15 protein-coding genes and 1 riboswitch are annotated in these 18,179 nt (G+C 37.2%); all 15 genes read right to left on the bottom strand.

Translation table 11 applies throughout. The features are described from left to right. Positions 1-65: 65 nt before the first annotated feature. Positions 66-314, bottom strand: a complete 249-nt coding sequence (locus LRP84_RS01920) for a DUF3243 domain-containing protein (protein ID WP_230573520.1) — start codon at positions 312-314, stop codon at positions 66-68. Between the two features lie 108 nt (positions 315-422). Then, on the bottom strand, positions 423-1,136 hold the full coding sequence (gene ymfI, locus LRP84_RS01915; RefSeq protein ID WP_230573519.1) for an elongation factor P 5-aminopentanone reductase: 714 nt from the start codon (positions 1,134-1,136) through the stop codon (positions 423-425). 21 nt (positions 1,137-1,157) lie between these two features. Then, positions 1,158-2,444, bottom strand: a complete 1,287-nt coding sequence (gene yfmH, locus LRP84_RS01910) for an EF-P 5-aminopentanol modification-associated protein YfmH (RefSeq protein ID WP_230573518.1) — start codon at positions 2,442-2,444, stop codon at positions 1,158-1,160. Between the two features lies 1 nt (position 2,445). Beyond that, on the bottom strand, positions 2,446-3,720 hold the full coding sequence (gene yfmF, locus LRP84_RS01905; RefSeq protein WP_230573517.1) for an EF-P 5-aminopentanol modification-associated protein YfmF: 1,275 nt from the start codon (positions 3,718-3,720) through the stop codon (positions 2,446-2,448). Between the two features lie 131 nt (positions 3,721-3,851). Then, on the bottom strand, positions 3,852-4,811 hold the full coding sequence (locus LRP84_RS01900; RefSeq protein ID WP_230573516.1) for an ABC transporter permease: 960 nt from the start codon (positions 4,809-4,811) through the stop codon (positions 3,852-3,854). Continuing rightward, on the bottom strand, positions 4,812-5,870 hold the full coding sequence (locus tag LRP84_RS01895; RefSeq protein ID WP_230573515.1) for an ABC transporter permease: 1,059 nt from the start codon (positions 5,868-5,870) through the stop codon (positions 4,812-4,814). After that, complete coding sequence (locus tag LRP84_RS01890; RefSeq protein ID WP_230573514.1) at positions 5,863-7,395, bottom strand: ABC transporter ATP-binding protein; 1,533 nt, start codon at positions 7,393-7,395, stop codon at positions 5,863-5,865. Before LRP84_RS01890 ends, LRP84_RS01895 begins: the two co-directional genes overlap by 8 nt. Positions 7,396-7,476: 81 nt before the next feature. Continuing rightward, complete coding sequence (locus tag LRP84_RS01885; RefSeq protein WP_230573513.1) at positions 7,477-8,559, bottom strand: BMP family lipoprotein; 1,083 nt, start codon at positions 8,557-8,559, stop codon at positions 7,477-7,479. An 89-nt stretch (positions 8,560-8,648) separates the two neighbouring features. Next, positions 8,649-9,374: a GntR family transcriptional regulator gene (locus LRP84_RS01880; RefSeq protein ID WP_230573512.1), complete on the bottom strand. Its 726-nt coding sequence runs from the start codon at positions 9,372-9,374 to the stop codon at positions 8,649-8,651. Between the two features lie 236 nt (positions 9,375-9,610). Next, positions 9,611-9,713, bottom strand: a riboswitch (purine riboswitch). A gap of 365 nt (positions 9,714-10,078) precedes the next feature. After that, complete coding sequence (locus LRP84_RS01875; protein ID WP_230573511.1) at positions 10,079-12,460, bottom strand: DNA translocase FtsK; 2,382 nt, start codon at positions 12,458-12,460, stop codon at positions 10,079-10,081. Between the two features lie 359 nt (positions 12,461-12,819). Next, a complete protein-coding gene (locus LRP84_RS01870) occupies positions 12,820-13,026 on the bottom strand; it encodes a YlzJ-like family protein (protein ID WP_098309714.1) in 207 nt (68 codons plus the stop codon). Then, positions 13,023-13,772 (bottom strand): ClpP family protease, encoded by a 750-nt coding sequence (locus LRP84_RS01865; RefSeq protein ID WP_230573510.1) that lies wholly within the window; start codon positions 13,770-13,772, stop codon positions 13,023-13,025. The genes LRP84_RS01870 and LRP84_RS01865 overlap by 4 nt, the downstream gene beginning before the upstream one ends. A 103-nt stretch (positions 13,773-13,875) precedes the next feature. Beyond that, complete coding sequence (locus LRP84_RS01860; protein ID WP_230573509.1) at positions 13,876-15,546, bottom strand: ribonuclease J; 1,671 nt, start codon at positions 15,544-15,546, stop codon at positions 13,876-13,878. Between the two features lie 496 nt (positions 15,547-16,042). Next, entirely contained in the window at positions 16,043-16,921 is an 879-nt protein-coding gene (gene dapA / locus LRP84_RS01855; RefSeq protein WP_230573508.1) for a 4-hydroxy-tetrahydrodipicolinate synthase, read from the bottom strand. A gap of 11 nt (positions 16,922-16,932) precedes the next feature. Beyond that, complete coding sequence (gene dapG, locus LRP84_RS01850) at positions 16,933-18,165, bottom strand: aspartate kinase (protein ID WP_230573507.1); 1,233 nt, start codon at positions 18,163-18,165, stop codon at positions 16,933-16,935. Positions 18,166-18,179 lie beyond the last annotated feature (14 nt).

The following is an 18,179-nucleotide window of genomic DNA, read 5'->3' as shown; positions in this document are numbered from 1 at the left end:
GAACTTAATTTAATCTAGAGATTTTCAAAATCGACAAAAAAGGGAGGATTCCTCCTCCCTTTTTCTTACTTATGGTTGACCATTTTCACCATTAAGTTTGCGATTATGTGTTGCTCTTGTTCATCTGCAACTTTCCAAAGCTCTGCCAATAATTTTTCTTGATCATTACGCGCTTCTACTTCATTTGCTAAATAATCACCAATGCGATAAGCCATATCAGAAATCGCACCGCCATCTAGCCCTTTTCCTTGCGCTTGCTCTAAACGCTCTCCTAAAAAGCCTTTCCATTGTTCAAAGTTTTCTAACACTGACATTGTTAAGCACCTCACTATAAAGTAATGGAGTCATGTTTACTATTTGCTATTATGTCCTTTTTTATGTATGAACAGAAAACAAAATACAATGCTCCTTACTTTAAGCGGTTAACAATGCCAGCCCCCATTAACCCCAATGATTTGACCTGTTATATAAGATGCTTGAGGAGAAACTATAAATGCCACTGTATTTGCAACTTCCTCTGCCATTCCTAATCGTCCAAGTGGAATTTCTTCTGCAATATCTTGCTTTTCTTCATGTGAAAATACACGTAGCATCTCTGTTTCAATTGCGCCGGGAGCAACAGCATTCACTCGTACACCGCTTAATGCAACTTCTTTTGCCAAAGCTTTTACGTACGAATTTTGCGCTCCTTTTACCATAGAATATAACACTTCACATGAAGCACCTATTTGTCCCCATATGGAGGAGATAATGACAATATTTCCATGTCGATTTCGAATCATTGAGGGCAGTGCAGATGAAACAAGTTTATATACATTTTTTACTTGCAGCTCCACCATCTCATTTAATTGTTCATCTGTAATGTCTGTCGTTAATCCAAAGATACTTTTTCCAGCTGTATATACTACAGTATCAATTGGATGATGAATTTGAGACCATAGACGCTCAGCACTATCCGCTTCTGATAAATTAGCTTGAACTGGAATAATACCTTCTAGTTCAAGCTGTAACTCCAAAACTTTCTTTTCACTTCGGTTATAATGGACATATACCGTATACCCATCTTTCACTAGCCGTCTTACAACGGCAGAACCGATTCCTCCACTTCCCCCGGTAACTAATGCGTATTTCTTCATCCTCTTCCTCTCTCTACTACATTATTTCTTTGGAAGAACTTGACAAACACTTACTCTTTCTTCTTTTAAAAAGCTCTTCGCGACTGTTTGTAAATCTTCAATTGATAAACTTTCCAAAACGGATAATGCATCAAACAAACTAGAACCGTTAAATGCATATCGTGTGAATTGATTCGCAATATATTCTGATGAATTTAACGAACGTAAAAAACCACCTATTTTCTTCTTTTTCACACGCTCTAATGTTTCACCGCATAACTCATCATAATTTGTTTGCAATAAAATATCAGTTATTTGCTTCGCTAGCTTATCCGGTTGTTTCGTATCTCCGCCAATCATTGCAAAACCGAAACTGCTTTCTTCTGTATAATCGTACGAAAACGTATCATCAATTAAACCTTCATTATATAATGCCTCATAATGAGTAGAACCTTTTCCAAATAAATAATCTAACAGAAGGGTTAAGGCAATTTCTTGTTTTAGCAGGTCTTTTCCTTCTTTCTTTAAGTCCTGTGTTTTCACACCAACTAAACATTTTGGTGTTTGTACTGGCATTGTAATAACCATTTTTTTCTCGTTTACTTGTTCTGGTTCTTCATCAAAAGACCGAACAATTTCAGATTGAGCGGTATAATTTTTCTTCGCTTGATTTTCACGTACTAAATTCATTGTCTTCTCTGGGTCAATAGAGCCAACAATAAATAATAACATATTGCTTGGGTGATAAAATGTGTGATAGCATTCATACAGTAAATCTTTCGTAATTTTGCTAATAGAATCAATTGTTCCAGCGATATCAATCTTTACAGGATGTTTCCTATATAAGCTGTCAATTAATCCAAAATATAAACGCCAATCAGCATTATCTTGGTACATTTGAATTTCTTGACCGATAATTCCCTTCTCTTTCTCAACCGTTTGTTCAGAAAAGTACGGCTCTTGCACGAAATCCAACAATGTTTCTAAGTTTGTTTCAACGTTTGATGTGCAAGAAAATAAATATGCAGTTCTTGTAAAAGATGTAAATGCATTTGAAGAAGCTCCTTGTTTACTAAATAATTGAAACGCATCATGATCCTCTTTTTCAAATAATTTATGCTCTAAAAAGTGTGCAATCCCATCCGGTACACGGAGCATCTCACCTTTTTCAAGCGGCACAAACGCATTATCAATCGAACCATACTTTGTCGTAAATGTTGCATACGTTTTATTAAAGCCTTGCTTCGGAAGAATATATACTTCTAAACCATTCGAAAATTTCTCGTAATATAGCGTTTCTTTTAATTGTTCGTACACGATTCTTTCCATCTTAAACACCCTCCGTCCCGTGTAAGAAGTAAATTGTATCTAGCTGGATATCATTAGCCACTTTCACGATTGCATCTTTCGTTACCCGTTCAATCCCTGTTAACCATTCGCCTACAGGGCGATTATAATTTGCAATTATTTCATGATACAGAAGTTCTACAAGGCCGCGCGGCGTATCAATTGTTTCTAAGATTTGATTTTTAATTACACTTTTTGTTTGTACGATTTCCTCATCAGTAAAATCACCATTTTGCATCGCTGTCATTTGTTCTTTAATAATCGTAACAGCTTTTTCATAATTTTTGCCCTCAATTCCAGACATCACGAACAGAAGTCCTTTATGACTTTCATAACGAGAAGCAGCATAATATGCCAAACTGTTTTTCTCACGTACATTAACAAATAATTTTGAATGTGAAAAGCCACCAAACAAACCATTAAATAACTGCAAAGCAAAATAGTCTTCGTCACGATACGTAATATATGTGCGGTATCCAATATTTAATTTACTTTGTTTTAATTCTTGTTTTTCTACAACTTCTTGCTCTTCTTCATTTTTCTTATGCAACATTATATTACTTTCTTTCACCTCACGTTTAGAAACAGAAAAATATTGTTTCACAAGGTCAAGAGCCCCCGCTTCAATATCACCTATAATATATAAATCCATTTCATCTTCTTCTAAGACTTTTTTATAGTATTGATACAGCGTTTCGCTTGTAATAGCAGAAACACGCTCTTTTTGACCATTTGCACTTAAGCGATATGGCTCTACTTTACACATTTCTTCGATGAGGCGTTCATTAGCATAACGCATTTTATCATCAAACGTAGATTCAATACGCTGCACAAGCGCACGTTTCTCACTTTCCACAACCGTTTGTAAAAAACCATTACCTTCTGTTGCTGGTCTTAGTAAAATATCAGCAAGCATAGCAAGCGCTTTTTCAAAGAGCGGAGGCGCTTCTTGTAAATACGTTTCATTAGCAACATCTATATAAATAGAAATAATATGATCTTCACCTTTTTTACTTACGTCTACAGCTAATGAAGAGCCATATAACTCCTCTAAATATTGACGAATACGAATAACAGATGGGTGTGTTTCTGTAGCACTTTGTAATACATAAGGAAGTAATCCCCGTTCTGTTACTGTTTCTTCACATAACGGTGCCTTCAAGCGCAATACAAATGTATTCGTTTTATATTTTTCTGTTGGAATAATATGTAGGCGTAATCCACCTAATTCATGTGTTTCTTGTTTTATAAGCTCCATTGGTAAACCTCCTCTAAAAAGGAATTTTCTTCTTCAATATACAGTTTTCACAAAAGAAATTGCAACTTTTCTCATGTATTAACGTTATTGTATGTAAAAAAACCCGCACTAATGTGCGAGCTTTTTAGCTTTTAGCGTTTTCCTTTTTCATATGGTGTTCCAAGCGCTTTCGGAGCTTCGGAACGCCCAACAAAACCGACAAGTGCAAAAATTGTTAATACATATGGTAATATCGTTAAAAAGACACTTGGAATTTGATTTAAAACAGGAATTGTACCACCTGCAACGCCTAGTGACTGTGCAAATCCAAAAAATAACGCTGCACCTAGAGCCCCAATTGGATGCCATTTCCCAAAAATCATTGCTGCTAACGCTAAAAACCCTTGGCCTGTAATTGTAGCGCCAGAAAAGTTATTTGAAATAGATGTTGAAAATACAGCACCGCCGACACCTGCAAACATGCCTGATAAACAAACAGCAATATAGCGCATTTTATAAACATTAATACCCATTGTATCAGCTGCCATCGGATGTTCTCCAACAGCACGTAATCGTAAGCCAAATGGTGTTTTATAAATCACATACCAAACTACAAATGCTAAAATGATTGCAATATAAGAGGTTAATGGTACATCAGAGAAAAACACTTTTCCAATAACAGGAATATCAGAAAGACCAGGGATATCAATTTTTTCAATACGATATTGGATAAAATCAGTTTGACCTTTTCCAAAAATCTTTTTAATCGCAAACACTGTTAATCCTAACGCTAAAAAGTTAATCGCTACTCCGCTGACAACTTGATCAGCGCGGAATGTAATTGATGCAACCGCATGAAGAAGTGCAAATAACCCCCCGCCAATCGCCGCAAAAATAAGCGCAATCCACGGCGTCATCGCTCCCCATGTATCCCCCATTAATAAAGTTGTAACAACTCCAATAAACGCACCAAACAACATTAAACCTTCTAATGCAATGTTAACAACACCAGAACGTTCACTAAACACGCCTCCAAGTGCTGTAAAAATAAGCGGTGCTGCTGTATATAACGTACCCGTGACAAGAATGGCTACAATATCTAGGAAACTCATTTATTTCCCCTCCTTGCTAAAACGAGAAAGTGCCCATCGTAAAACGTAGCTGCATGCTACAAAGAAAATAATACAAGCAACAATAACATTAATTAGTTCAGATGGAACATTCGCTTCAAAGTTCATTTGCGGTCCTGCACTTTTCAGACCGCCAAATAAAAGTGCTGCTAATAAAATACCAAATGCATTATTTGCACCAAGAAGAGCAACAGCAATACCATCAAATCCTATTCCTGTAAAAGAAGACATCGCTGTCATACTTTGGAACGTTCCAAGCCCTTCCATCGCACCGCCAATTCCAGCAAACGCACCAGCAATTGTCATTGACAATATAATATTACGCGACACTTTCATCCCTGCATATTTGGAGGCATGTTGATTAAATCCAACTGATTTGAGCTCGTAACCTAATGTTGTTCGTTCTAATAAAAACCACATAATAATCGCCATAATAATTACTACAATAATTCCCCAGTGCAGGCGAGAACCTCCTGTTAAAGATGATAACCAAGAAGAAGCTAGAGACGCACTCGCTTGTATATCATACGATTTTTCATTTCCTTCATGTAAAAAACGTTTAATAATATCATAAGTTACGTAAAGCGCGATATAGTTCATCATAATTGTAACGATAACTTCGTTTACCTTGAATTTCCCTTTTAAATATCCAGGAATAAATCCCCATAGTCCGCCAGCAAGGGCTGCAACTAATATCGATAATGGAATATGGAGAAAGGCTGGTAGAGAAACAGCATAACCGAACCAAACAGCAGCGAGCCACCCAACTAATAATTGTCCTTCTACCCCGATATTAAACAAACCTGTACGGAACGCAAATGCTACCGATAAACCAGCAAGAGCAAGTGGAATCATCGTTCGAAGTGTTTCCCCTACCGCACGTGGATTTCCAACCATTCCATCCCATAATGCAGCATAGCCGGCGATTGGATCGTATCCGCTCGTAATCATAACAATGGCTCCAACAAGTAAACCAAAAATAACGGATAATACAGGTACTACCATATTAATTGTTCGCTCCGTTAAAAACTTTTTAGCCATTTGTATTCACCTTCTCTTTCTTCTTTCCCCCAGCCATTAATAGACCTAGTTGTTGTTCATTTGTTTCTTTTGCATTCACAATGTCCACAATTTTCCCTTCATAAATAACAGCGATACGGTCACTTACATTTAAAATTTCCTCAAGCTCTAGCGAAAGTAGTAGAACTGCTTTTCCTTTATCACGCTGTTCAATTAGCTTTTTATGAATAAATTCAATTGCCCCGACATCTAAACCACGTGTTGGCTGTGCAGCAATCAATAAATCCGGATCACGGTCCACTTCACGAGCAATAATTGCCTTTTGCTGGTTTCCCCCAGATAACGCCCGCGCCGGTGTATGCTCACTCGGTGTACGAACATCAAACTGTTGAATTAACGACTTTGCTTTTTCATATACTTTCGAAAAATTCAAAATACCTTTTTTAGAATACGGATTTTTATAATATGTTTGAAGTACCATATTATCTCCAATAGAAAAATCAAGAACGAGCCCATGTTTATGACGATCTTCTGGAATATGCCCAACGCCTTCTTCTGTAATGCGTCTAACTGGCCAATTCGTCACGTCCTTCTCTCTTAACGTAATAGAGCCTGACTCAACTTTTCGTAAACCAGTAATCGCTTCTATTAATTCACTTTGTCCATTTCCATCGATTCCTGCAATACCAACAATCTCTCCTCCACGAACAGTTAAGTCAAGTCCTTTTACGGTAGGTAACTGACGTGCATCGTGCACAACAAGATTAGAAATCGCAAGTACATTTTCACATGGTTTGGCGTCTGACTTTTCAGTTTTAAAATTCACTTGACGTCCGACCATTAATTCTGCAAGCTTGTTTTCATCTGTATTTGCAACGTCTACCGTACCAATTCCTTTTCCTTTACGAATAATTGTACAACGATTACATACTTCCATAATTTCTTTCAACTTATGTGTAATAAGAATAATAGATTTCCCTTCTTGTACAAGCTTTTTCATAATATGAATAAGCTCTTGAATCTCCTGCGGTGTTAATACAGCTGTAGGTTCATCAAAAATTAAAATCTCCGCCCCGCGATAGAGCGTTTTCAAAATTTCTACACGTTGTTGCGTTCCAACAGAAATATCTTCTATTTTCGCATATGGGTCTACCGCTAGTCCGTATTGCTCAGATAATTTTTTAATTTTTCCCGCTGCTTCATCAATAGCAATTTTACCGTTTTTCTTCGGTTCATTTCCTAGAATAATATTTTCCGTGACTGTAAAATTATGAACAAGCATAAAGTGCTGATGTACCATACCAATTCCAAGATCATTCGCTACATTCGGATTCGTAATTTTCACAGGCTGCCCTTTAATTTTAATTTCTCCTTGTTCTGGTTGATACAATCCAAACAAAACATTCATAAGTGTCGATTTTCCAGCACCGTTTTCTCCAAGTAAAGCATGAATTTCTCCCTGTTTCACTTGCAGCGTAATATTATCATTCGCTACAATCCCCGGGAATACTTTTGTAATATTGTTCATCTCAATTACGTATTCCATGTTATTCCTCCTTGACAGGACAAAGTTCTTTATATATACAAAGGTTAGTTCTAAGAACTAACCTTTGCTATTTCTCTAACATTATTTTTTAAGAGAAGCCTCATATGTTTTGTACTCATCTGGAGTAGATGGCACTTTAATTTCACCGTTTATGATTTTCTTTTTATAATCTTCTACTTTTGTTAAAATCTCTGGATTTACTTTTTTCACGTTATCAGTTGTTTTTGCAATCCCAACACCATCATCTTTTAAACCAAACTCTTCTGTTTTACCGCCTTGTAATTTACCATCTTTTGCTTCTTGTGAAACTTTTTCCACTGCAACATCAACACGTTTTACCATTGAAGTTAATGTTACATTCTCTGGCATACCTTCTTGGGTTTGATCACGGTCAACACCGATTACCCAAACATTTTCACCTTTTTTCTTACGGTTTTTCGCTTCTGTAAACACACCGTTACCCGTTGCACCAGATGCATGATAAATTACGTCAACGCCTTGGCCATACATAGCAGAAGCTAATACAGAACCTTTTTCTGGCTTATCAAATGCTTCAGCATATTGAGATACAATTTCAATGTTCGGATTTACTGCTTTTACCCCAGCTTTAAAACCAGATTCAAATTTTTCAATTAATGGACTCTTTACACCGCCGATAAAGCCAACTTTATTTGACTTCGTTGTCATTGCTGCCACTACACCAACAAGGAAAGAACCTTCATGGTCTTTAAATGTAATACTTGTTACGTTCGGTTTATTTACTACAGCATCTACAAGTGCGAATTGACTTTTTGGGAATTGATCCGCTACTTTTTCAATCGATTTTTGCATTAAGAATCCAATTCCGAATGTCAAATTATAATTTGTTTCTGCGAATTTTGTTAAGTTAGGAATATAGTCTGCTTCCTTAGTAGATTGAAGGTAACGATATCCCTCGTTTTCTTTAAACTTATTCTCTTTACCAAATGCAGTTAAACCTTCCCAAGCAGATTGGTTAAATGATTTATCATCTACTCCACCAACGTCTGTAACCATACCAACCTTAAAGTTATTATTTTCTTTTCCCTCTTTTTTGTCACTTTCCTTATTAGTGTTACCGCAAGCTCCTAAAATCGTGCTTGCCGCTAACGTTAATGATAATAATATCCCCGCTTTTTTCTTCATACTAGAAACCCCTCCTAAAATATGTATCATTCTACCTATATGACCATGTCCCCGTTTTCTTGCTGTCACCCCCCTAAAAAGGGAACATTTTACATCCGTTTTCTTAACACGTGAAAGCTAAATTTATCTGCTCGAAAATAGTTAATAGAATATAAAATTGGTTCATCATTTTGATCATAATGCATTTGCTTTAATACAAGTAGTGCTGTTTCTGGCTCACACTCTAGAATCGGTGATATCTTCGGATGATAACCGAGCGGTTCAATATGAGCAACAGCATACGTAATGCGTTTATTTGTGTTTTTATGAATGACAGTAAGTAATGATTCTTCTTTGTATTCTGACAAATCAGGAAGAACTTCTTTTGGTAACTTATCAACACAATATACAACAGGTTCCCCGTCTGCTGTACGAACGCGTTCAATCATAAGTGTTTCAAAATCATCTTCACTATGAAACTTCTCTTTTTCTTCTTCTGTTAAATTGCCTATTGATGATGATAAAAACACTGTACCTGGCGTTTTCCCTGCACTAGCAATCATATCTGTAATACTAGATAATTGTTCAATTCCTGAAGAAAACAAAGGTTTTGCATTTACAAACGTCCCTACACCGTGTCTGCGAATAACAACGTTTTCTTCTTCTAAGATTCGAAGTGCTTCTCGCAATGTCGCTCTACTGACGCCTAACTCTTTTGCTAGATCAAATTCGGATGGTAGCTTTTGTTTCTCTTTATACACCCCGTTTTTAATCTTTTCTTTAATGTGGTCAATCACTCGTAAATACAAATGTCGACTATCTGACTTTACTGACATAAGACTCCCCTCACACTTCACTTATTCGACCTCTGATGTAAGACCTCTTTTCTCTTTTTTCCACAATTAATATACCATGGATGCCCCTGGATAAAAATAAGAAAATTGCAATTCGTCGAATAAATGCTAATAATTTTTTTAGGTTAAATTTTCTTTCTTTAAACTATAAAAAAAACTTTGTACCCCTACATTTCTCATATGCTGAAAAAGTTAGGGACAAAGTTATGATACACCTTGTATTTACACTTTTTCCTCATAGTCTAGCTAATTTATGGTTGCTAGGTAGAAACTTATGGACCTTATTTCCAAGATTATATGAGGTTTATTTTGATTTCGAAGTAATCGTACCACTTGATATGATTACTGTCAATACAATCCAACAAAAAAATCGAACGTTGAAATAAAAAAATATATAACCATTCGTATTCTCATCGAAACACAACGCTAGTAAGCGTTGTCATTTTTATTTAATAAAGAAACCGGCTAGAAGTGTTTCTAACCGGCTTCTTTATCTCACATGAACAGGCAATCCCCATTCATGGAAGTTTCACTTTATCCCGCACTAACGGGCAGTAAGCCCCCACCTCAAGATTTAGAGAAAGCTAAGAAGATAGATGGGGAATAACTGCCCATAAGAGCCCGATTGGTTCAACTAACCATCAGCGGGGAATAAAGCCTCCCCGACTGATGGAAGTTTCACTTTATTACGAACTTTTCTCTTGAATATCTTTTATTAATACTTCACGGGGCTTACTTCCTTCATACGGTCCAACAACACCATTTATTTCCATCGCATCGATTAAACGTGCCGCCCGCGTATACCCAATACGGAACCTCCGCTGCAACATAGAAACTGACGCTGTCTGCATATCGACAACAAGCTGAACTGCTTCATCATATAAGCTATCCTCTACTTCTTGCGTCGTTTCTGGTACATCTTGCGGAATCATATCCTCTTGATACTGTGCTTTTTGCTGCGTAACAACATATTCTACTACTTTCTCTACTTCCTCATCTGATAGAAATGCTCCTTGCACACGAACTGGTTTAGAAGCACCAATTGGTACAAACAGCATATCACCGCGTCCTAATAATTTCTCTGCTCCCCCTGTATCAAGAATAGTTCTTGAATCAATTTGAGAAGAAACTGCAAAGGCAATTCGCGATGGAATATTCGCTTTAATAACACCAGTAATAACATCCACAGATGGACGCTGCGTTGCAATAATTAAATGAATACCAGCTGCACGTGCCATTTGTGCAAGACGCATAATTGCATCCTCTACATCGGAAGAAGCAACCATCATTAAATCTGCCAACTCGTCCACTATAACAACAATATAAGGAAGTTCGGGTTGCTTCGCTTCAGAATGTTCGTTATGTTGCTTTATATACTCGTTATATCCTTCAATATTACGCGTTCCACTATGAGCAAACAATTCATAGCGACGTTCCATTTCATTGACAACTTTTTTTAACGCCTGTGATGCTTTCTTTGGATCTGTTACAACAGGCGTTAATAAATGCGGAACACCATTGTATACATTTAACTCTACCATTTTCGGATCAATCATCATTAGTTTCACCTCGTGCGGCTTAGCGCGCATTAAGATACTTGTGATAATTCCGTTTATACATACACTCTTTCCGCTACCAGTTGCTCCTGCTACAAGTAAATGAGGCATTTTATTCAGACGGGCTAATACAGCTTCTCCTGTAATGTCACGCCCAAGTCCAATTAATAACTTTTCTTCTGGATGATTATTTGCTTTCGAATCTAACACTTCTCTTAACGTAACGATTGCAACTTCTGAATTCGGCACTTCAATCCCGATAGCTGATTTCCCCGGAATTGGGGCTTCAATTCGAATATCTTTTGCCGCTAAAGCTAATGCCAAATCATCACTTAAACTAACAATTTTACTTACTTTAACTCCCATGTCAGGATACACTTCATATTTTGTAACAGCTGGCCCTCTATGAACCTTTGTTACTTTCGCTTTCACACCGAAGCTTTGGAATGTTCGTTCCAACTTACGTGCATTTTCATAAATCGTTTCATTTTCATTGGTCACTTGCTTATTCTTCGGAAACTTTAATAGCTCTAAAGAAGGCAATTTATAATCTTTATTTTCAACATCTGAAAAATGCATTGGCGGCGCTGCTGTCTCTCCAGCAAGAGATTCAACAATTTTCCCGCCCTTCTTCGGCTTCAGCTGCTCCTCTTGCATAGGCAGAGATTCTTCTTGATGTGTTTCAGAAATAAGCGATTCATTTCTTATTGGATCTGGTGCTGCATAGTTTTCAGTAAAGTTTGATATAATCGGCGGCACTACATCAACCTCTTCTACTCTCTCTTCTACACTCTCTTCTAACTCCGGCACTTCTTGCACATGACGTTCACTTCGCGTACGAGCAGTCTTTTTCTTTTCCGTTTTCTCAGCAGCACGTTTTGTTTGCCACTCTTTGTAATCGCCTTGCATCACTTCAAATTGCCCTCTAAGTATACGCCCAATCGGTGCAAGCACCTCGCCTATATGTTTATTTGTAATACATAGTACACCAAGTAAAATGAGAATCATTCCAATTATGTATGCGCCAACTTCATCAAATAAAAAGTAACATGTCGCAAACATAATAGCCCCAAACATTCCCCCGCCTAAATGAACCGTGTCGACTCCTTTTTTCATTTCATGAAAAAACAAATCTTTCGTAGTCACAATAACAGATGAACTTTGTACCGCTCCATCTTTTGTTAGAAGATTGACTAATGTAATATGACTAAACATGAGCACGGTTAATACGATTAAATATATACCAATCAATCGTTTGTGCAATAAATTCGGCCACTCTCGTTTTATAACAAATGCTATAGAAAGAGCAATAACTCCGAGTACTCCAAGTATGTACCATTCCCCAAAGAAAAAGCGAAAAAATAGCACGAATGCTTTTCCGACAACACCTAGCTGCATAATTGTAATGATGGAGAGCGCAAAAAGAGTCAAACCGACGATTTCGTAGTACAAAGTTGGCTTTATGGTACGTCTTGCTTTTGTTTTCGTCCCTCTTTGCTTTTGTTTTGCCATTTCTTCACCTCAAATTCCAATTCAAAAATATAACTTTCGTACAACAAGTGTAGTTTCCATCCCGCTCTAATGGTAGTAAATTTCTTTACGTTATCTTACCAGTAGATAATTTAGAGCCGAATACGAATAAAGTAAAACCTCCATGAATGCAGGGTTTTCATCCCTCACATCGTTAGCCCGACCAATCAAGATTTTACGGGAAATTATCCCGCTCCTATCTTCTTTGTTTTCTTAGAATCTTGAGGCAGGTGATAACTTCCCGCGAATAGCGGGATAAATTGAAGAAAGCAGCCTATACACGGCTGCTCCACCTTCTTGTTTTTTATATTATACCATAGCTCATAAACAAAATCCTGCTTTTACGAAAAGGATATTTTCTGCCCCGGTTCATATTGTAAAAAATGCTGGGGATTTGTACTTAATACTCGTACAACAGAATAATCATTTTCATTCCCCATTTCAACAACCATATCAATACCATCTACATGTACAATTTTCTGCCTTGCAAATTCTGTATGATCCATCGGATACACGAGTTGCTCTGGCATAATGGTATATAAAATCATTGTAATAACGCCCCGCTTTGTTCAGTTGATGCTTTTGCGCCAATTAATTCATTTAATTTTTTGACCGCTTGACCAATCCCTCCAACATCATCAATTAAACCATATTTCACCGCATCTCCACCTACAACATTTGTACCAATATCTCGTGTTAAATTCCCTTTTGCAAACATTAGCTCCTTAAAACGATCTTCTGTTACTTTTGAATGCTTTGTTACAAAACGAATGACACGCTCTTGCATCTTATCTAAATACTCAAATGTTTGCGGAACACCTATCACAAGACCTGTAAGACGAATAGGGTGAATCGTCATTGTTGCTGTTTCTGCAATGAATGAATAATCTGTTGACACAGCAATCGGCACACCAATTGAATGACCTCCACCAAGAACAATCGATACTGTTGGTTTCGAAAGCGAGGCAATCATTTCAGAAATTGCAAGCCCAGCTTCTACATCTCCTCCAACTGTATTTAACAAAATTAATAACCCTTCAATTTTAGGATTTTGTTCAATTGCTACAATTTGAGGAATAACATGTTCATATTTCGTTGTTTTATTTTGCGGCGGTAATTGTACATGCCCTTCAATTTGCCCTACAATCGTTAAACAATGAATACGCGATTCATTAAATTGCGGGACATTCGTCTGTCCAAGCTGCTGAATTTTCTCTAGCACAGAAGCTTCTTTCGTTTCTTCCTTTGTCTCGGCCTCTTTTTCTTCATTTTTCATTTCATCACGCTCTACCATATCGTATCCCCTTTCTTACGTATACAACTATTATTTGTTAAGTTATAAATTTCATTCGAAAGAGGATAAAAGAAAAAGCCGCCTACAAATGGGCAGCCATCTCTTATACTTCCATGATAATTGGTAAAATCATCGGTTTTCTCTTTGTTTTTTCAAATAAAAATTGTCCAAGTAACTCACGAATATTTTGTTTTAACGTTGACCATTCAATAGAATATTCTTTAATAGATTGTTCTACAATTGTGCGTACAATATCAGTTGATTTTTCAATTAACGCTTCTGATTCACGAACATAAACAAATCCTCGTGAAATGATTTCTGGTCCAGAAATAATCTTTTTCTCATCTTTTCCAAGCGTTACAACAACGACTAAAATACCATCTTGTGATAACATTTTACGATCACGCAAAACGATATTTCCAACATCGCCAACGCCTAATCCATCAATCAATACATTTCCCGCAGGAACCTTACCGGCAGGCTTTGCTTCTCCATCTGTGAAGGAAATCACTTCACCTTTTTCCGTGATAAAAATACGATCTGCGTGAATGCCAACATCCTGAGCTAAACGGGCATGCGCCTTTTGCATACGGAATTCACCATGTACAGGCAGAAAATATTTCGGTCTCATTAAGTTTAACATTAGTTTCAATTCTTCTTGACTACCATGCCCGGAAACATGGACTTTCTTTTCTCCGTAATATACGACATCCGCACCTGCTCTAAACAATAAATCAATTGTCCTTGAAACAGATGTTTCATTCCCTGGAATTGGCGATGCAGCAATAATGACTGTATCACCTTTACGAATTGAAATTTGTTTATGGGCTTGTCTTGCCATTCTAGAAAGAGCAGCCATTGGCTCACCTTGGCTACCAGTCGTTAAAATTGTCACCTTTTTCTCAGGATAATTATCAACATCGTGTAGTGAAATTATCATACCGTCTGGAATATTTAAATATCCTAGTTTATACGCAATATCAACAACTTTTACCATACTTCGTCCAACTACCGCTACCTTACGCCCAGTTTCATACGCTGCATCAAAAACTTGTTGAATACGGTGAACGTTAGAAGCAAATGAAGCCACAATAATACGACCTTCTGAATTATAAAATACCTTAGAAATCTCCAAACCGACTTCTCTCTCAGATCCTGTATAGCCAGGGCGCTCTGCATTTGTACTATCAGATAGTAAGCAAAGCACACCTTCATTTCCGATTTGTGCCATTTTTCCAATATCTGAACCAGTATTCCCAATTGGAGTTTGGTCAAATTTAAAATCACCAGTATATACAATTGCACCTTGTGAAGTATGGAAGCAAACCCCTACTGCATCTGGAATACTGTGTGTTGTTTTAAAGAAGGAAACAGTTGTTGTATCGAATTCTACCGTAGTATTAGAATCAATCGTTTTTAAATCAACGCGACCTAACATACCCGCTTCTCCTAATTTTTCTTTCACAAGACCATTCGTTAGCTTCGTTCCATAAACTGGAATATCTAATTTTCTTAACACATAGACAATACCACCAATATGATCTTCATGGCCATGTGTTAAAAATAGTCCTTTTACTCGCTCTTTATTTTCTACTAAATATGTGATGTCAGGAATAACAATATCTATTCCAAACATCTCTTCTTCTGGAAACATAAGTCCCGCATCCACAATAAAAATTTCAGAGTCAATTTCAACGCAGTACATATTTTTTCCAATTTCGCCCACTCCACCGAGAGCGAATACTTTTACAGTACCTATCTCTTTTTTCTTCATGTTGTTGCCTGGTTTAAAAATGTTGTAAAAACTGATCCCACTAACATTGTAGAGAAACCAGGGGAAACTCCACCATCATTTTTCAGCATCTAAAACGAAGGTCTTATCGCTATGCGATATCACGTTTTTTCGTTTTTAAACCAGGTTCCACCTCTCTTTCATTATATAAATCAAATGTTTTATGTAAATTAATACAAAATCCGATAATCCGTAAAGTTTTCCCATTTTTGCTAAGCATACCCGTACTAAGCTACTTAGCCATATTATAACTGATACAAGAAATAGAACACAAGTTAAATTATAAGAAAGGAAAAAGAAGAATATGTACACGATGATAAACCGGATTCATTTCACCACTTCATCTAAGTAATAAAGTGAAACTTCCATCCATGGGGATTTACTTTGTAGATAGGGGTCTTACTGCCCGTTAATGCGGGATACAGTACGAAACACAAAAAAGTGACTTAGTATAACACTAAGCCACTTTTCTTTTCTATTAACGAGGAATTGATTGTATAACTTCAAGTAATTGCATTCTTTCTGCCTCAGTTAATGGTAGAAGGGGTAAACGAACAGAACCAACATCTAACCCTACGATTTGCAGTGCTGTTTTGACAGGAGTTGGACTCGGTGCCATAAATAGTGCATTCGTCACTCTTACTAACAATTGATGAAGCGTTTGTGCTGTTTTCATATCACCAGTTTGGAATGCTGCAATCATGTCTTGCATTTCGTTACCAATAACATGAGAAGCAACAGATACAATACCTTTCGCTCCAATTGCCATCGCTGGCAATGTTAAGCCATCATCACCGCTGTATACAGCAAAATTATCATCTGTTTTTTCAATGATTTCTGTCATTGTTAATACATCGCCGCCTGCATCCTTGATTGCAACAATGTTTGGAATTTGTGATAAACGAACAACTGTATCAACAGAAATTTGTACAATAGATCGGCCTGGAACGTTATATAACATAACCGGCAGTTTTGTACTTTCAGCAATTGTTTTAAAGTGCTGATACATACCTTCTTGACTTGGTTTATTATAATACGGTGCAACTAGCATAATCGCATCTACACCTACTTCTTCTGCTTTTTGCGTAAGCTCCGTAGAAGCATGTGTATTATTGCTACCAGTTCCAGCAATTACAGGCACTCTTTTATCGACAACAGATACGACATGGCGATATAACGCTACTTTTTCTTCAGATGTTAATGTAGGAGACTCACCTGTTGTTCCCCCTACAACGATTGCTGTTGTACCGTTATCAATTAAATAATTTACCAATTTTGTTGTCTTTACAAAGTCGATATTTCCATTCTTATCAAATGGTGTGACCATCGCCGTTGCAATTATCCCAAAATCTATCATGGTCTCACTCCTTATAATTCCAGTTGCTTTTCTTTTGAAAGCTCAAATGCACGATGAAGCGCATTTACAGCATCTACCAGTTTCTCTTCTTTAACAAGCACCCATATTGTTGTATGGCTATCTGCAGATTGTAATATTTGAACACCATTTTCAGCTAACGCCGTTACAATTTTTGCAGTAACACCCGGAACACCTGCGATACCAGCTCCAACAATGGATACTTTCGCGCAGTGCTCAGTTACAATTGGATGATATCCAAGTTTATGCAGTACTTCGACAGCTCGGCCTGCAACCTCATCACTAACTGTGTATGCTACACCAGTAGGAGAAATGTTAATTAAATCTACGCTAATCTTTTCATTTGCCATTTCTTTGAACACTTCTGTTTGTAAATCGTATGCCCCATCCTTGGCCAACACTTTAATTTGCGTTACATTGGAAACATGAGCAATACCAGTTACAGGACGCTCTTGTACATCGCGACCTTTTGTTGCACCATCATACGCTGCAATCAGAGTTCCTTCGCTATCAGAATATGTTGAACGCACACGCAGTGGCACTTTTGCATGCATCGCAATTTCAACTGCACGCGGATGAACAACTTTTGCACCTTGATATGCCATATTACAAATTTCATTATATGTTACATTTTGAAGGTGACGCGCATCTTTTACAATACGTGGATCAGCAGTCATCACACCTTCTACATCTGTAAAAATATCGATATACTCAGCATGAAGTGCAACACCTAACGCTGACGCTGATGTATCACTACCCCCGCGCCCAAGTGTAGTCGTATCGCCCTCGTTCGTTTGCCCTTGGAAACCCGTTACGACGACTACATCAACTTCTTCTAATTCCTTCAAAATACGCTGACAATCCATTTCAATAATCTTTGCATTTGTAAAGTCATCATTTGTAATGAATCCAGCTTGTGCACCGTTAAACGCTGCAGCCTTTACACCCTTTTCATTTAACATATTTGAAAACACAATTGCCGAAATTAACTCCCCGCAAGATAATAGTAAGTCTTGTTCACGTTTTGAAATGAACGATTGTTTTTCATTTACAAGGCTTAATAATGTATCCGTCGCATAAGGCTCACCTTTGCGGCCCATCGCAGATACAACAACTACAGTTTTATAGCCTTCTTTCAATGATTTTTGAATGTGATGAAGGGCATGCTTTCGACCATTTTCATCACGCACAGATGTACCACCGAATTTTTGGACAATAATTTTCATTTTTGCACCTTCTT

The sequence above is a fragment of the Bacillus rhizoplanae genome (genome assembly GCF_917563915.1).
GTDB lineage: Bacteria > Bacillota > Bacilli > Bacillales > Bacillaceae_G > Bacillus_A > Bacillus_A rhizoplanae.
Note: the sequence above shows the minus strand (reverse complement) of the source record. Positions and strands in the feature narration are given on the sequence as shown.

What these genes read in the sequence shown, in the direction of transcription:
- LRP84_RS01920 (WP_230573520.1), bottom strand. Translation starts at nt 314, where the DNA reads ATGTCAGTGTTAGAAAACTTTGAACAATGGAAAGGCTTTTTAGGAGAG.
- ymfI (WP_230573519.1), bottom strand. Translation starts at nt 1,136, where the DNA reads ATGAAGAAATACGCATTAGTTACCGGGGGAAGTGGAGGAATCGGTTCT.
- yfmH (WP_230573518.1), bottom strand. Translation starts at nt 2,444, where the DNA reads ATGGAAAGAATCGTGTACGAACAATTAAAAGAAACGCTATATTACGAG.
- yfmF (WP_230573517.1), bottom strand. Translation starts at nt 3,720, where the DNA reads ATGGAGCTTATAAAACAAGAAACACATGAATTAGGTGGATTACGCCTA.
- LRP84_RS01900 (WP_230573516.1), bottom strand. Translation starts at nt 4,811, where the DNA reads ATGAGTTTCCTAGATATTGTAGCCATTCTTGTCACGGGTACGTTATAT.
- LRP84_RS01895 (WP_230573515.1), bottom strand. Translation starts at nt 5,870, where the DNA reads ATGGCTAAAAAGTTTTTAACGGAGCGAACAATTAATATGGTAGTACCT.
- LRP84_RS01890 (WP_230573514.1), bottom strand. Translation starts at nt 7,395, where the DNA reads ATGGAATACGTAATTGAGATGAACAATATTACAAAAGTATTCCCGGGG.
- LRP84_RS01885 (WP_230573513.1), bottom strand. Translation starts at nt 8,559, where the DNA reads ATGAAGAAAAAAGCGGGGATATTATTATCATTAACGTTAGCGGCAAGC.
- LRP84_RS01880 (WP_230573512.1), bottom strand. Translation starts at nt 9,374, where the DNA reads ATGTCAGTAAAGTCAGATAGTCGACATTTGTATTTACGAGTGATTGAC.
- LRP84_RS01875 (WP_230573511.1), bottom strand. Translation starts at nt 12,460, where the DNA reads ATGGCAAAACAAAAGCAAAGAGGGACGAAAACAAAAGCAAGACGTACC.
- LRP84_RS01870 (WP_098309714.1), bottom strand. Translation starts at nt 13,026, where the DNA reads ATGATTTTATATACCATTATGCCAGAGCAACTCGTGTATCCGATGGAT.
- LRP84_RS01865 (WP_230573510.1), bottom strand. Translation starts at nt 13,772, where the DNA reads ATGGTAGAGCGTGATGAAATGAAAAATGAAGAAAAAGAGGCCGAGACA.
- LRP84_RS01860 (WP_230573509.1), bottom strand. Translation starts at nt 15,546, where the DNA reads ATGAAGAAAAAAGAGATAGGTACTGTAAAAGTATTCGCTCTCGGTGGA.
- dapA (WP_230573508.1), bottom strand. Translation starts at nt 16,921, where the DNA reads ATGATAGATTTTGGGATAATTGCAACGGCGATGGTCACACCATTTGAT.
- dapG (WP_230573507.1), bottom strand. Translation starts at nt 18,165, where the DNA reads ATGAAAATTATTGTCCAAAAATTCGGTGGTACATCTGTGCGTGATGAA.